Source organism: Peptococcus simiae (genome assembly GCF_046097595.1).
In the GTDB taxonomy this organism is placed as follows: Bacteria; Bacillota; Peptococcia; order Peptococcales; family Peptococcaceae; genus Peptococcus; species Peptococcus simiae.
This window is the reverse complement of sequence record NZ_JBJUVG010000013.1, coordinates 21,540-36,189: the sequence shown is the minus strand read 5'-3', so window position 1 is coordinate 36,189 and position 14,650 is coordinate 21,540. Positions and strand designations below refer to the sequence as shown.

Here is a 14,650-nt window from a genome sequence, read left to right as displayed (position 1 = left end):
TAGCTACCTACTCTATTTTTATACTTTATTATAATAATCCTATTAGAAGGTATCGTCTAGAATTTGATAGACTGGCGCACCTTCACACTCACTGGGGAATCGGGTACCCAATAAAGCAGCAATAGTGGGTGTTACATCGACTTGTCGAATTGTTCGGTCGGTGGTGTAGCCTTTTTTGATGCCTGGCCCGGCGGCAATAAAGAGTGGTGAAACTGATGTGCCAAAATATCCTTGTGATGTTGAGAGGGAATCCCCATGCAAACGGTTAAAACCTTCTTCAATTGAGAAGAAGATATCCCCGCATTCTGGTCCATTGACGCCTAATAGCACCCCATCCTTGTTCCGCAGACAAATACCAATAACGCGTCTACCGGTTGCAGGGTCCCGATAATTATAAAGGTCATTAATAATTTGCTCTTCCAAAGTATACTTATCTTCAGGGGCGACAATGCCTGTCTTGTCTCTCCCTTTAAGATTAATATAGACATAATTAGAACGAATTTGTACGGCTCTTGTTTTTTCCCAATCGACCTCTTGCGTACGGTTACCATTTGCATCTTTTTTCATGACGGTATAACCAAGCTCTTCCATAACGGGGATATTTAATCCGCCATATTCACCGATGAGGGGAGGAACTTCCTCGCCAACGATTAAGCCGTGGTCACTGACGATGAGGATGGTCCAATCTTCATCTAGTAGGTGTAGGAATTGCCCAAAATATTCATCAGTCTGTTCATAGAACTTTTCAATAAAACCTTGATTGACTTTTTCATCGGTATGAGCCCAGGGCGATAGGGTTTTTGCTAAATGCCATAACTGGTGTCCAGCGCAGTCAATATTGTGCAAATGGCTGAATACAACCTCGAAATGCTCATGTTCAATCAGGTAATTAATGCAATCTGCCTGCCACTGATTATAAACCCGCCAAGACGGTTCAAAAACTTTTTCTACGAGTTCACTGTCTTCGCCGCCGATAAGACTTACAGGTGGCACATAGCCAACATTTTGGCAAATAGTATTATGAATATCTACAGGATGCCAAAGCATATCATTAGAAATATCTAAGGCGTTACTAATCCAGACTCGTAACTTACTTCCGTCGGGAGCACACTCTAAAATCTTATACGACCGATAGCAAGGTTTCGTGTCCTCTCCTTTTGTGACATCGTCGACTGCGCTGACAATTTTATCATCATTGCGTATAATGACGATAGGTTCTTTAGACTTTTTATTTTTGAAAATGGCTACTTGGTCGTATTCACCCTTGTCATTTTTTAAGAGTAAGGCTGGACGGCGAATAAGTCCGCCGGAAGTGAGGACTGTAAATTCTAACGCATCTTGTGCTAATTCAGAGGTCCATTTGTCTGTATTAGCAGCCTTTAGAGGTGAATTGACTATATCATAAGCTACCTTTGCACCAATCATCATTTCAGTATCTTCGAGACTATCAACATAGGTTCGGATTTCCCCACCCTTGCGGGCTTCGTCTCCCCACCAGAGTTCCATCATTTCATCGTCGTTATCTCCAACAACCATGTCGTCTATATCTGTCATGATACAGCCCACGCCAGCTGGTTTTTCGACCCGCGGGGCATATTGAACAGCTTCTATAGAAGGGGTGGCTACGATGATTTTTTCCCAATCCATTTGTGCTACGCCCATATTTACAGAACCAGGCTGGGTTCCATCAACAACAGATAATAATTCACTAGAACTGCTTGGTGGCCAAGAACTTCCCGGCCAATGCCATACGAGTGTCTTTTTTCCGGCTTCAGTAGAGACATTCCACATTTGTTCTGCCTCACAGTTGCGACTATCCATATTATAAACAACTGCATCCAAGCTATCAGGGGATTGTCTCCAATAACAAGTAATGCCATGCGTACCTGGGTAAGCACCGGTTGCTAAAGTCGTCCAGCAGGGTGGGGTAATCGTTGGAATTGCCCCTAAAAGAACTAAATCTTCTCTTGCTGAGCCTGCGTCAACGAATTTTTTCATATTGGGCATACGGCCTTCATCCATAAGCCGTTTACCGATACGCGGGTCCATCCCATCAATCCCCAGTACCATTAATTTCTGTGTAAATGCTTCGCGTTTCACATCTCCCACTCCTTTTATATTAAAATTAAGATATTAAATTATATTATTATTGTAATAAAGTAATTTGTGGTTAGGAATTCCGAATTATTGATATGGGATATTTACTTTTCTTTACATCAACAAAGTTTGATAGGAAATGTACTTTATGGCAGAATAGAATCAGCATAATGGAGGCATATAAAAGATGAAACTTGATCAGCTTTATTATTTTTCAGAAGCGGTTAAATACCAATCAATTTCTATTGCTGCAGAAAAAAACTACATTTCCCAACCGACATTGAGTAGTTCAATTAATAAGTTAGAAAGAGAACTAGGAACAACACTTTTGCGTCGTTCCAGTCGTGGTGTAACGCCTACAGAAATTGGTGAAATTGTTCTTGAACAAACGCATCGAATTTTTGATAGCTTGGAGGATATTCAAGAAGCGGTAGAGCTTGCAGAACAACGTGGTACGGTTCGTATTGTTGGAATTCCCTGTATTTCGGACCGCATTATTCCACAAACTATACTTAGATTAAAAGAGCTTAATTTAGACGTTCTTCTATCGATTACAACTGGTGAAAGTACATTAGCGGTGCATCAAGTGGCCTCAGGAGAATCCGGACTAGGGCTAGTTATTCATTATTCGGGGTTAGAGGATACTGCCGGTATCGAGTATCAGCCACTTTTTCGGGATGAGTATATTCTATATGTTGGGCCCTTTTCTCCTTATTGGGACGCAAAATCTATTACTCTAGAAGAGGCTTTAGCACAACCCTATATTGCTTATGGAGAGGAATTTAAACGTAATAACGGTGGTCTAACGGAAATCCTAGGTAAAAGGAGACCGAATATTGTATTACGGACAGATGAGAACGAATGTTTAAAGCGCATGATTGCTCAAGATAATTATGTCGCTTTTTTCCCTAGGTTTATGAGTCGTGATGATTTTTATTATACTAGTGGATTGTTACGCGGGTTGACTATTTCAGATGCCGAATTGGTCTTTGAGGTTGGAGCTGTAACGAGTACTAAGTATAAAATTGATCGGGTTAGTAAAATATTCCTTGAGATATTGAATCGCACAATTAATTGTGATTCAGAACTTTGGCCGTGTATTGAATAAAAATAGCACTGTTCCGAAGGTGTTAAACCATTCAGAGCAGTGCTTTTTTCTTGTATCGTTTTTTTCAATACCCCATATTACCTAATGAATCTTACGTATTATTGACTACTTATATATAATTTAAACTAATGAGAGGCATCAGAGAAAGATTATCAAATTATAAAGAGGGTTGGTGATAAATCATTCAGAGTATTTACTTGACGATTGAGGATTTGGAGGATATTAGGAGGATATTATGAGTAGGAAAAATGATACGGAGAGGATTCCGCAAAGGGGCGTTGCAAAAGTTAATAAATTTGTCATTGCCTTTTCATTGATTATTGTCGCTTGTTTCTATGGTCCAATGATGGTTTTTCAAGAAGATCTACAAGGATTGGCAGATGATTTATATAATTTATTAACTTTTTCAACGGACTGGTTTTGGCAAATTGCAGTAGTTGCTTGCATTATATTTTCAATTTTCCTTATTTTCAGCAAATATGGTGACATTAAATTAGGTGGTCCAGAAGCAGAGCCGGAATTTACGACTTTTCAATGGTTTGCATTGCTTTTCTGCGGTGGTTCCGGAGCCGGTTTACTCTACTGGGGCGTTTTAGAACCGATTAACTACATTGCTGCGCCACCCTTTGGTTTAGAGCCAATGAGTGCAGAGGCTGCTCAGTTTGGTGAAGCGTATGGTATTTTTCACTGGGGGATTAGCTCCTGGGCAACGTTTGTAATCCCGGCTGTTGGTTTTGCTTATATGACCTACGTACGTCGACAACCATATCTGTACCCTAGCTATGCTTGTCGAGACGTTTTAGGGAAGAAAGCTACAGACGGAATCATTGGCCGAGTTATTGATGCTATCGTTATTATTGGGATGGTTGGCGGCGTAGGGACAACCTTGGCTACTTTTTTACCGATGATTTGTGATTTAGGCACATCTTATTTAGGGATTCCGCGTACTTTAGCAACAGATTTGGTTTTTGTCGCAGCCTTTGGATGTATGTTCGGATATAGTTGTTATCGTGGTCTCTACTCAGGATTATCTAAAATTAGTGATTTAAATATGTATGGCATTATTTTAATGCTCCTTGTATTATTTATCCTTGGACCAACGAGTTTTTTACTATCTCAGTATGCAGACTCTTTAGGGGTTCTCTTCCAGAACTTTATTCGTATGAGCCTTTATACAGATCCAATTACAAAAAGTGGGTTTCCACAAAGTTGGACGGTTTTCTATTGGGCTTGGTGGTATGCTTGGGCTATGTACATGGGCCTTTTTGTCGCACGGATTTCTAAAGGCCGTAAAATTCGTACTTTAGTGCTTAATATGCTCCTTACTACGACTTTAGGTTGTTCTATCTATTATATGACTTTTGGTGGGCATACCATTAATTTAATTATGAATAAAAATATTGATTTGCCGGCTATGCTGGAGTCGCAGGGTGGTGTTGCGACGATTACCTATGTCTTAAATCAGATGCCCTTGGCTAAAATTGTCGTGCCTCTTTTAGTGATTGTTATGCTTATTAGCCAGGTGACGGCTGTAGACTCAGTAGCCTTTACCATGGCCCAAATGTGCTGCGACCGGATTGATGATGGCCAAGAACCGCCGAAATGGACCCGGATACTTATGGCGGTTACTTTGGTCCTTTGTGTTTTCGGCCTTTTGCTCGTTGGCGGACAAAGAATTGTGCAACTGTCTTCAATTATGACCAGCTTCCCGGTGGTCTTTATTGAAGCTATTATCGCCGTATCCCTGTTAAAATGGTTTAAAACAGATTTCCAATTACCGAAAGCAGCTCAATTAAAGAAAATCGTTCATTATGATGAAAAAGGTGTTGGTATTGCAAGGGTGGCGAATCTTTCTTTTGAAGAACAAGATGCTAATCAACAAACTGATAACGCAGTTTCTTCTCAAGTTCATAGCAGAGGTGCTATTACAAAATAACGCTTCGCAAGTAAAAACCGCCTCAGTTTTGAGGTGGCTTTTACTTAATAGGACTTGATAAAAGAGTATTGAAGTGAGTCAGCGAAAATAGATCACTTCAATTTGAAGATTCAATTGAAAGGTGGCTGCGTATGTCTATAAGATCATTATCTAATTCTTATGTGGATAGTCTATCAGCAGAAATGCTTAAAAAGCAGTTAGATGCAACTTTTTTCAAAAAAGGTGTACTCATAGCAGTCTTATCAGGGATGTGTTATGGACTTTACACTGCTTTTATGACATTAGGTATGACGAAAGGTGTATGGGCTTATTGGTACGGCAATAATTCCGTATTTCTCTCTGCCTTTGTAGTTACTTATATGCTAGGTGCCTTAGGGAGTGCTGTGAATGATTCTATGAGTGCTTTGTGGGCTCTGGGTCATGCTGGATTGAAAGGAAAGCTGGGTGACTTTATACGTTGCTTAAGGACAAAACCTGGGAGAATAATGATGTTAGCTGCAGCTATTGGTGGGCCGATTTCTTCTGCCGCCTATGTTATTGGCATTCAATTAGCCGGCTCTATTGCTGTTCCTATATCTGCTCTTTGTCCCGCGATAGGGGCAGTTTTAGCAAGAATTCTTTTTAAACAGAAATTGAATAGTAGAATGCTCTTAGGGATATTTATCTGTGTTTTTGCAGGATTTATTATTAGTACTACTGCGGTTGGCCAAGACGCTCCAGAAGGAAGACTTTTGGGTATCATGATAGCGCTTATTGCTGCTTTTGGATGGGGTTTAGAAGGTTGCGTTGCTGGCTATAGCAGCACCTTAATTGATTATGAAATAGGTATTACTATCCGTCAATGTACCTCCGGGCTAGGTAATCTATGTGTCTTGTTGCCTATTTTTGCCTTCATTGGCAATGAACCCTTGACGCTAGGCTTTCAATTATTTGGTAAAGCCTTAACGAGTAGCGCTATATTTTTCTTCATAATTAGCGGCTTCTTTGCACTATTTGCGTATGGGCTCTGGTATAAAGGTAACTCAATGTGTGGAACTGCTTTAGGAATGGCCTGTAATGGCATGTTTTCTTTTTGGGGCCCCTTCTTTTGCTGGATTATTCTTGGCGTATTTGCTGGTTTAGAAGGATGGGCGTTGCCGCCAATTGCTTGGGTAGCCGCTATTATTATGGCATTAGGGATTTTCATTATTGCCGATAATCCCTTAAAGTTTATTCGACATTGCCATCGCATCAACTTAAAGGGTGATCATAGATGAAGTTACCATTAAATTATGCCATTATTAATTATTTTGTTCACTTTGACGAAGGTACCGCAGATGATGTCATGAGAAAACTATCGCCAGACTACAGCAATTATCGCAGCTTTTGTCGATCATCAATTATAGAAACACTTATGACAGCACGAAATAATAACTTATTAGAAGAGGTTCGCTATGAGTTAGATGAAGCTGGCAAATTACAAATATATTATCGGGCAACACCGAATCAGCGCCATACAATTACTTCTTATATAGGTTGTAATTCCTATTGATTCATTCAGCTAGAGGTATAAAATGCATTTTTGTTTCACAATACAGAGGCTCTGAAAGATGCTTTGATTAGATTGATGTCATTGTTGGGTTGGTGTGTATTTCGCTTACTCTTGTACAGGAAATGAATTTTTTTGACAAATAGCTTGCTGCTATAGGTGGCAAGCTATTTTTATGAGGTTGGAAAACCGCACTTTAACCGGCCGGAAAGCGGGGCATGCTTGTATTTCCCTAAGGGGTTCAGCTATAATAGGTGCAGACTAAAAAGGTATTTATATATGCCTAAAAATAAAAGGGAGGTGGAGAGGTGTTAGCCACTTTTAATCAGGACCAGTTTTACCTGGAACTGGACCGCCTGTTTCAAACCGGCGATGCTGCAGCGATAGAGGACTTCCTTGTCCAGCAGGCTAACCTGGCCAAGGAAAGCGGCGACCATGCCGGGATTATCGCTGTCAACAATGAATTAGGGGGCATTTGGCGGGCCCAGGGCAAGTACGATGAGGCCCGCTATCTTTATGAGCAGATTTTATCCATGATGATTGACGCCGGCCTCCAGGATAGCGTCCATTACGCCACGGCCCTCCTTAATACCGGGGATGTTTACCTGGCCCAAGAGGACTACGTTTCGGCCGACCGCTACTTTGACCAGGCCGAGCAATTATACCGGGATTTGGGCTATGCAGAGGCCTATCCCATGGCCGCCCTCTATAATAACCAGAGTGTGGCGGCCCGCCAGCAGGGCCGGTATGCCCAAGCCCGTCAACTCCTGGTCCAGGCCCTGGCCATTATTGAGCAGGTCCCTGAAGCCGCCGCTGAAGTGGGCACTAGTCTCCTTAATATCGGTCAGCTGGACCTTTTAACCGGTAACCTGGCTGAGGCCAAGACCCAGCTGGAGCAAGCCCTGGCCCGGTATGCAGCCCTTCCCCAGGGAAGGGATATCCACCAAGGCCAGGCCTTCCATGCCCTGGCCCAAGTCTATGACCAGCTAGGGGACTATTCCCAGGCCCAGGCCTATACCCAAAAGGCCCTGGAAGCCCTCGCCCGCGACTTTGGCTCCAACCACCCGGCCTACAAAGACTTAGAAGCCTTTCAACAACAAATAGCCGAGAAAGCCGGCGAAGGAAAATGAAGGGACTAGACTTAGCTAAAGGCTATTATGAAGAAGTGGTCAGGCCCATGCTGGAAAAAGATTTCCCACAGCTTGTGCCGGTGATTGCTGCCGGCTTAGTAGGGGAAGGATCTGAGTGTTTTGGCTATGACGATGACTTGTCCCGGGACCATGACTTTGGCCCGGATATCTGCTTATGGCTAACGGAAGAAGCTTTTGGGCAGGCAGGCCCTGCCCTTGCCCAGGCCTATGCGGCCTTACCGGATAGCTTTCGGGGTTATATGCGGAAGCCAGCTGGCCCGGAAGCGGCTCATCGTCGAGGGGTCATGTCAGCGAACTCTTTTTACCGGCGAGCCTTAGGCGGTATTGAGGAGCCATTAACGACTCTAGACTGGTTTAAAATCCCTCAAGGGGCGCTAGCCACAGCAACGAATGGAGAGGTCTGGATGGATCCTGCCGGTTTATTTACGGCTCGGCGTGAGCTGCTCATGTACCAGTATCCGGATGACGTACGTAGGAAAAAATGCGCTAGCCGCCTAGCTCAGATGGCCCAGAGTGGCCAATACAACTATCCTCGGGCCTTGCGCCGTCAAGATATGGGCAGTGCCTACCTGGCCTTGGCTGAATTTGTCAACCATGCCTTGGCTGCCCTCTTCCTTTTAAATGACCGCTACATGCCCTTTTACAAGTGGCGGTTTCGTGCGGCCCGAGACTTACCCCGGCTTCATAAGGTTTACCAAGCCCTATCAACTATTGTAAGGCAGGGGCCTAGCCGGGCGGAGGGGTCAGATACCCTTCTTATGGTTGAGGCCATTTGTCAAGATATCGGACAGGCCGTAGCAGACCGCTACGAATTAGCCCAAAGGGATACTTTTCTCATTCCCCTAGCTGAGGACCTGGCCGCCAGTGTGTCAGACCCAGCCTTGAAAAAACTACCCTTATTGTTTGATATAGAATAGAGGAGGAGCATGCCAACAAAAGACGCCTTAATTCAGGCATTAATTGACCTGGAGTGGTCATTTTTTACCCAAGTCCAAGGACTGAACGGGCGGGCCCTATGCCAGGAAAACCCGCAGACCTTTGCTATTATGCGGCGGGCCCAACACCAGATATTTTCTGAAAAGACCCTGGACGCTCTTATGAATGATTTGTTAGATGCAGCTGAGGCCGGGCGTAACCCGATGACAGAAAAATATGCCCGGATGATGGAACAATCCGACCCAGACTATTTTGCTAGGGAGCTAGCCTTAGAATGTCCAACCTTGTCCGCAGAAAAAGCAACTACGCTCCAGGCTCTGCGGCAGTTATTTGCCGATGCTCAGAGTGCTTTTTCTGAGAACGCAATGGCGCAGCAAGTGCGGGGGCGGGTAGCAGTAAGTGGAGCTGGTGAAGTTTCCGGTCTAGACTATCTCATGGGTGAGCTGGCGACCTGGTCTATGGTAACTCTTAGCTTGGCCCTTGCAGATATCAAGGCTTGGCAGGCGGCAGGGCGAAATCCTGTAGAGGCGATTGTTGCCTATACCGTAGATGCTTATAGAGGAAAGGACACAGGAGAAGTCTAGAAAACTTGCTATTCTTATAGGTATAGGCAGTCTGTGTTAAAACAGAGGCGAAGAGACGTCGGGCTGGTTCATAGCAGAGTAGGGAAGTGTTTGGAAAAAGTAACAAATTTTACCTATTTTATAAAATTGTCCGACTTTTGTAATAAATAATCATGAAAGCTTGCGGTTTTAATTGAGTTTTTGGTGAAATCGTTGCATAATAAATAGTAATAAAAGGTACAAGCTTGTACTAAAAGAATGGAGGAGTCACTGGTGAACGTAGAATTATGGACCGCGCTCTTGTTTTTGGGGCTAGCTGTTTTTTTATGTGCAGCTGGGATTGGTGTCAGCCTGCTCCTGAGCCCGCATTATTATAAGCCGGCCGGGCAGTATGAGGCCTTTGAATGCGGCGTCGATACGGAAGGCACAGGATGGGTACAGTTTAGGGTCAGCCATTTTTTGTATGCCCTGATTTTCCTGCTCTTCGACATTGAAGCCCTCTTCTTTTTCCCGATTGCCTTGATTTTCAAGGATATTGGGGTCTTGCCCTTAGTTGGGGCAGTGGTATTTTTGTTGATCATTTGCTTAGGACTTTGGTATGAATGGAAAGAAGGTGCCCTGGAATGGAGTTAAAAACATCTGATGGCTGGTCGGACTCAACACGGGTTGAACCGTCGCCGAGTATTAATCACCTGGATGAAGCAACCCGGGCTGAAATGGACCGGTCAGTGATTTTAACCACCTTGGATTCGGTTCTGGACCAGGGGCGTGCCCGGTCCTTTTGGCCGGTAACCATGGGGCTCGCTTGCTGTGCAATCGAAATGATGGCCTGCGGTGGTGCCCGCTTTGACTTGGCCCGCTTTGGCTATGAAGTTTTCCGTCCTTCGCCCCGCCATGCCGACTTAATGATTGTGGCCGGGACGATGACCAAACGCTTGGCCCCGGTGGTTAAACGGGTGTATGAACAAATGCCCGAGCCCAAGTATGTGATTGCCATGGGCAACTGTGCCATTTCCGGTGGCCCCTTTGCCGGTAGCTATGCTGTGGCCAATGGCTGCGACTGGATGATTCCGGTAGATGTTTACTTGCCCGGCTGCCCGCCGCGTCCGGAAGCCTTGATTGAAGCCTGCCTCAAATTACGGGAACGGGTTGTCCATCCGGAAGTAGCGAAGGAGGAGAGGTAAGTGAATCTAGACCAGCAATTCAAGACCCTTCAGCCGGTCGAAGATCCGGGTCCTAACCCGACTTATCTTTGTGCCCGGGAAGACTTGGTGGAGACGGCCAAGGCCTTAAAGAGCTCCTTAGCGCCCTTATTTTTAGTGGATATTACGGCTTTAGAGCGGGAAGATGACTTATGCGGGATATACCATTTCATGAACTTAAATGATTATATTATTTTTCGCATTACCGTTCCCATGTCGAAAGAAGACCTCCACCTCCCAACCTTAAGTGAGGTTTACCCTTCAGCGAATGAGCTGGAGAGAGAGGTGTATGACCTTTTCGGCGTGATTTATGATAACCATCCCGACTTAAGACGGGTCCTCTGTGCGCCGGACTTTGAAGGTCATCCCTTACGCAAAGACTACGTCTCCAATACACGTGATTAAAGGAGGCATGAGGAGATGAAAGAAAATCTATCGATGCACGACCGGGCCCAGCTGACAGAAGCGGACCAGGTGGAGGCCTTACGCGCCCAGCAAAATGCCCTGCGGGATGTATCCCAAACCCACCATCCGTCAGAACCCTTCGTGTTTAACCTAGGCCCCCAGCACCCCTCAACCCACGGGGTCTTCCGGGCCCATATGCATATGGATGGGGAACATGTTTTAGCGGTGGATAATGTCATCGGCTACCTACACCGGGGTATTGAAAAAATCGCCGAGCAAAAAACCTGGGCCCAGTTTACCCCCTATACGGACCGGTTAGACTACCTGTCCCCTATTTTGAACGAATGGGGCTACCTCATGGGGGTAGAAAAACTCATGAACTTAACCATTCCGGAGCGGGGCGAGTATGTCCGGGTCATCTTAGGGGAATTGCAGCGGGTGGCCAACCACTTGGTTTACCTGGCCTCCTTTGCCCTGGACTTAAACGGCTACACCGCCTGGATGTATATGTTCCGCGAACGTGAAAAGATCCTGGATATTTTAGAGGCCTACTCCGGCAGCCGGATGAACAACCACGCCCTCCGGATTGGCGGCGCCCCGACGCCCCTACCTGAAGGCATGGAAGGTATGATTACCCGCTGGCTGGACGGCTTTCCGGCGGCCATGGATGACTTTGCCAATGTGGTTCACGGCAATGAAATCTTCCAGGCCCGGGCGAAGAATGTGGGGATCATTGATGTGGATACCTGCATGAAGTATTCCGTTGGCGGGGCCAACTTACGGGCCGCCGGCAAACCGGCTGACCTGCGTAAAGACCGGCCTTACAGCGTCTATGACCGCTTTGACTTTAAGGTCATCACCCGGGAAAACGGGGATTCTTTTGACCGCTACATGGTCCGTTTCTATGAAATGGAAGAAAGTTGCAAGATTATTCGTCAGGCCCTGGACCAAATGCCCAAGGAAGGGCCGACCATGGCCAAGGTGCCTAAGATGATTAAGGTGCCCAAGGGTGAGGTCTATGCCCAGATTGAAGGGTCCAAGGGCTGGCTTGGTTACTACATTGTTTCCGATGGCGGCATGAAGCCCTCCCGGATCCGGATTCACGGGCCCAGTGTCATGAGCCTCTTTGCGATTCCGGCCATTGTAGACGGCATGCTCTTGCAAGACTATATCAGCACCCTGGCCAGCATTGACATCGTGCTGGGTGAAGTGGACCGTTAGGAGGTGGCAGGATGCTTAATAACTTATTTATCAATATCGGCAGTGCCATCTCCGGCTGGATTGTGAATTTAGGCGGGTCCCCCATGCTTGGGGACTGGATTGTTCGCATTTTGGCTGCAGTGGTTATTCTGGTCTTTTTACTTTGTAACGTTATCGTGCTGGTTTACCTGGAAAGAAAGTTTTCCGGCTTTTACCAGGAACGGCTTGGTCCGAACCGGGTCGGTCCGGCGGGTATCTTCCAGCTCTTTATGGACATCCTCAAGCTCGTCAGTAAAAACACCTATACCCCTAAGAATGTAGACAAGCTCCTCTACAACTTAGTGCCCCTGGTGGTTTTTATCCCGACCATGCTCTGTTTTATGGTCCTGCCCTTTGGCGCCGGGATGACGGTGGTAGACAGTGAAGTGGGTCTGCTTTTCTACTTTGCTGTCAGTGGTTTAACCACCTTTATCCTGCTCACCAGTGGCTGGGCTGCCAATAACAAGTACACCCTCATGGGTGGGATGCGGGCCACCCTGCAGATGATTTCTTATGAAATCCCTCTCATTTTCTCAGTTATCGGTATTGTGATGATTTGCGGCAGCATGAACTTGAACGAAATTGTTCAAAACCAAATCGACCATGGTTGGTTTATTTGGCGGCAGCCGCTGGCCTTCCTGATTTTCCTCGTCGCTTCTACGGCGGAAATGAACCGGAACCCCTTTGACTTACCGGAAGGGGAACAGGAATTGGTTGCCGGCTACCAAACCGAGTATTCCGGCATGCGCTTTGCCTTCATGTACCTGGGCGAATATGTGGCCCTCCTGGCCATGTGCTGGCTTTCTGCCGTCCTCTTCCTGGGTGGTTGGCATGGTCCCATTTTACCCGGTTGGATCTGGATCATCATCAAGACCTATGTCTTTGTCTTCATTAACATGTGGATCCGCTGGACCTACCCGCGGATTCGGATTGACCACCTGATGAAACTCAACTGGAAGGTCCTTATCCCCCTGGCCATTGCCAATATGGCCATTACCGGTATTGCCCTTAAAATTGTACAGTCATTAGCGTAAGGAGGTGCTTCTTTTGTACGGTACAGGACTATTAAAGGGACTGGCGGTGACGATTCGGCACTTCTTTTCGCCTAAATTCACTGAGCAGTACCCTGAAGAAAGGCCGAATTTACCCCCGGCCAGTCATGGCTTTTTTGCCTATGACTATGATAAATGTATTGCCTGCAAGCTCTGCGAACGGGCTTGCCCGAACCAGGTCATCCATATTGAAACGGAGAAAGACGAAAACAATAAAAACAAGGTCACCAAGTACGATATGGATATCTCCTACTGTTTATACTGTGGTCTGTGCATTGAAGCATGCCCGACCCAGGCCTTGCTGAATGCAAGAAACTTTGAAATTTCCGTTTATCACCGGGAAGGCACCGACTACGATTTCTTAGAAGCCCTTCCCCATGATATGAATGTTGAATTTGAACGGGTGCAAAAGGACTACTTTGACGCCCACCCGGCTGCTTACACCGTTGACCGGCCCAAGGCCGAGAAACCGGCCCCGGACCCCAATGCCCCTAAGCCCAAGCCCAAGGCTGCACCGGCTAAGGCGGCCGCTGATCCGGCTAAGCCGGCAGACCCGGCGCCGGCAAACCAGACAAGCAGTGAAAAACCGGCTGCCGCCCCAGAGAAGGAGGGAGAAGCATGACATCAACCATTTCTCCCGCATTGTTCTACTTTTTTGCGGTTATCCTGGTGGCCAGCGCCCTAGGCATGGCTGTGTCTCGGAATTTATTCCGGACGGCCCTGCTCATGCTGGTGACCTTCGCTTCAGTCGCCGGCATTTATGCCAGCATGCATGAAAAATTCCTGGCTGTGGCCCAGCTTCTGGTTTATGTGGGGGCCATTACCATCCTGATTATTTTCGGGATTATGCTGACCAAGTCTTATGGCATTCGGACCCTGACCAACCCCTTTGCTAAAACAGCAGTTGGGGGCGGGGTGGTTGCAGCAGCCCTCTGCTTTGTGGTGAGCATGTGCATCCGCATCCTGCCTGCCCTGCCGGCAGGGACCATTGCGGTGCCCTCAATCTACCGTATTGGTATCAGCCTTTTCGGGGTACACATCCTGGCAACCGAACTAGCCGCTGTCTTGCTCTTGGTGGCTATGATTGGAGCCCTGATGATTACAGAAAAGGGGGATGATGCTAAATGATCGGCTTAACACATTATCTTTTTCTGGCATTATTGCTTTTCTGCATAGGGCTCTTTATTGCCCTCTCCAGACGGAACCCCATTGGGGTTTTGATGGGGGTTGAGCTCATGCTCAATGCAGTCAATATCAACCTGGTCGCCTTTAACCGGTTCCTGAACCCGGAAGTGGCGGTCGGCTACGTTTTTGTTTTACTCATCATGGTTGTGGCGGCTGCAGAGGTGGCAGTGGGCCTGGCCATTGTTATGAAAAACTACCGCGAACGCGGCCGGTCTGACCTCAGCGACATCGACTGGTTGAAATGGTAA

The 14,650-nt window shown here is 46.4% G+C and carries 16 protein-coding genes; 15 read left to right on the top strand and 1 reads right to left on the bottom strand.

Features of this window, described 5'->3' with window-relative positions; genetic code table 11:
* Positions 1-42: 42 nt before the first annotated feature.
* Positions 43-2,100 carry an alkaline phosphatase family protein gene (locus ACKQTC_RS08080; protein ID WP_408977940.1) on the bottom strand — a complete coding sequence of 686 codons (2,058 nt, stop codon included), beginning with the start codon at positions 2,098-2,100 and terminating at the stop codon, positions 43-45.
* A 184-nt stretch (positions 2,101-2,284) separates the two neighbouring features.
* On the opposite strand from ACKQTC_RS08080, the gene ACKQTC_RS08075 reads away from it, so the two are divergent.
* The 15 genes from ACKQTC_RS08075 to nuoK all read left to right on the top strand — a co-directional run bounded on the left by ACKQTC_RS08075 (position 2,285) and on the right by nuoK (position 14,650).
* Entirely contained in the window at positions 2,285-3,205 is a 921-nt protein-coding gene (locus ACKQTC_RS08075) for a LysR family transcriptional regulator (protein ID WP_408977939.1), read from the top strand.
* Positions 3,206-3,440: 235 nt separating this feature from the next.
* The gene (locus ACKQTC_RS08070) at positions 3,441-5,141 is read left to right on the top strand and encodes a BCCT family transporter (protein WP_408977938.1); all 1,701 of its coding nucleotides are present in this window, start codon (positions 3,441-3,443) and stop codon (positions 5,139-5,141) included.
* 131 nt (positions 5,142-5,272) lie between these two features.
* On the top strand, positions 5,273-6,397 hold the full coding sequence (locus tag ACKQTC_RS08065; protein ID WP_408977937.1) for a hypothetical protein: 1,125 nt from the start codon (positions 5,273-5,275) through the stop codon (positions 6,395-6,397).
* Positions 6,394-6,672, top strand: coding sequence for a hypothetical protein (locus tag ACKQTC_RS08060; RefSeq protein WP_408977936.1), 279 nt, complete (start codon positions 6,394-6,396; stop codon positions 6,670-6,672). The genes ACKQTC_RS08065 and ACKQTC_RS08060 overlap by 4 nt, the downstream gene beginning before the upstream one ends.
* Positions 6,673-6,977: 305 nt before the next feature.
* Positions 6,978-7,799: a tetratricopeptide repeat protein gene (locus tag ACKQTC_RS08055; protein ID WP_408977935.1), complete on the top strand. Its 822-nt coding sequence runs from the start codon at positions 6,978-6,980 to the stop codon at positions 7,797-7,799.
* Entirely contained in the window at positions 7,796-8,737 is a 942-nt protein-coding gene (locus tag ACKQTC_RS08050) for a DUF4037 domain-containing protein (RefSeq protein WP_408977934.1), read from the top strand. The genes ACKQTC_RS08055 and ACKQTC_RS08050 overlap by 4 nt, the downstream gene beginning before the upstream one ends.
* A 9-nt stretch (positions 8,738-8,746) precedes the next feature.
* Entirely contained in the window at positions 8,747-9,340 is a 594-nt protein-coding gene (locus tag ACKQTC_RS08045; protein WP_408977933.1) for a DUF4125 family protein, read from the top strand.
* A gap of 252 nt (positions 9,341-9,592) precedes the next feature.
* Complete coding sequence (locus ACKQTC_RS08040) at positions 9,593-9,952, top strand: NADH-quinone oxidoreductase subunit A (protein ID WP_408977932.1); 360 nt, start codon at positions 9,593-9,595, stop codon at positions 9,950-9,952.
* The gene (locus tag ACKQTC_RS08035; protein ID WP_408977931.1) at positions 9,943-10,503 is read left to right on the top strand and encodes an NADH-quinone oxidoreductase subunit B; all 561 of its coding nucleotides are present in this window, start codon (positions 9,943-9,945) and stop codon (positions 10,501-10,503) included. The genes ACKQTC_RS08040 and ACKQTC_RS08035 overlap by 10 nt, the downstream gene beginning before the upstream one ends.
* Positions 10,504-10,926 carry an NADH-quinone oxidoreductase subunit C gene (locus ACKQTC_RS08030; protein ID WP_408977930.1) on the top strand — a complete coding sequence of 141 codons (423 nt, stop codon included), beginning with the start codon at positions 10,504-10,506 and terminating at the stop codon, positions 10,924-10,926.
* Positions 10,927-10,941: 15 nt separating this feature from the next.
* Positions 10,942-12,147: an NADH-quinone oxidoreductase subunit D gene (locus tag ACKQTC_RS08025; protein ID WP_408977929.1), complete on the top strand. Its 1,206-nt coding sequence runs from the start codon at positions 10,942-10,944 to the stop codon at positions 12,145-12,147.
* An 11-nt stretch (positions 12,148-12,158) separates the two neighbouring features.
* The gene (gene nuoH, locus ACKQTC_RS08020) at positions 12,159-13,199 is read left to right on the top strand and encodes an NADH-quinone oxidoreductase subunit NuoH (RefSeq protein ID WP_408977928.1); all 1,041 of its coding nucleotides are present in this window, start codon (positions 12,159-12,161) and stop codon (positions 13,197-13,199) included.
* Between the two features lie 13 nt (positions 13,200-13,212).
* Positions 13,213-13,839, top strand: coding sequence for a NuoI/complex I 23 kDa subunit family protein (locus ACKQTC_RS08015; protein ID WP_408977927.1), 627 nt, complete (start codon positions 13,213-13,215; stop codon positions 13,837-13,839).
* Positions 13,836-14,345, top strand: a complete 510-nt coding sequence (locus ACKQTC_RS08010; protein ID WP_408977926.1) for an NADH-quinone oxidoreductase subunit J family protein — start codon at positions 13,836-13,838, stop codon at positions 14,343-14,345. The genes ACKQTC_RS08015 and ACKQTC_RS08010 overlap by 4 nt, the downstream gene beginning before the upstream one ends.
* Positions 14,342-14,650, top strand: a complete 309-nt coding sequence (gene nuoK / locus ACKQTC_RS08005) for an NADH-quinone oxidoreductase subunit NuoK (RefSeq protein ID WP_408977925.1) — start codon at positions 14,342-14,344, stop codon at positions 14,648-14,650. The genes ACKQTC_RS08010 and nuoK overlap by 4 nt, the downstream gene beginning before the upstream one ends.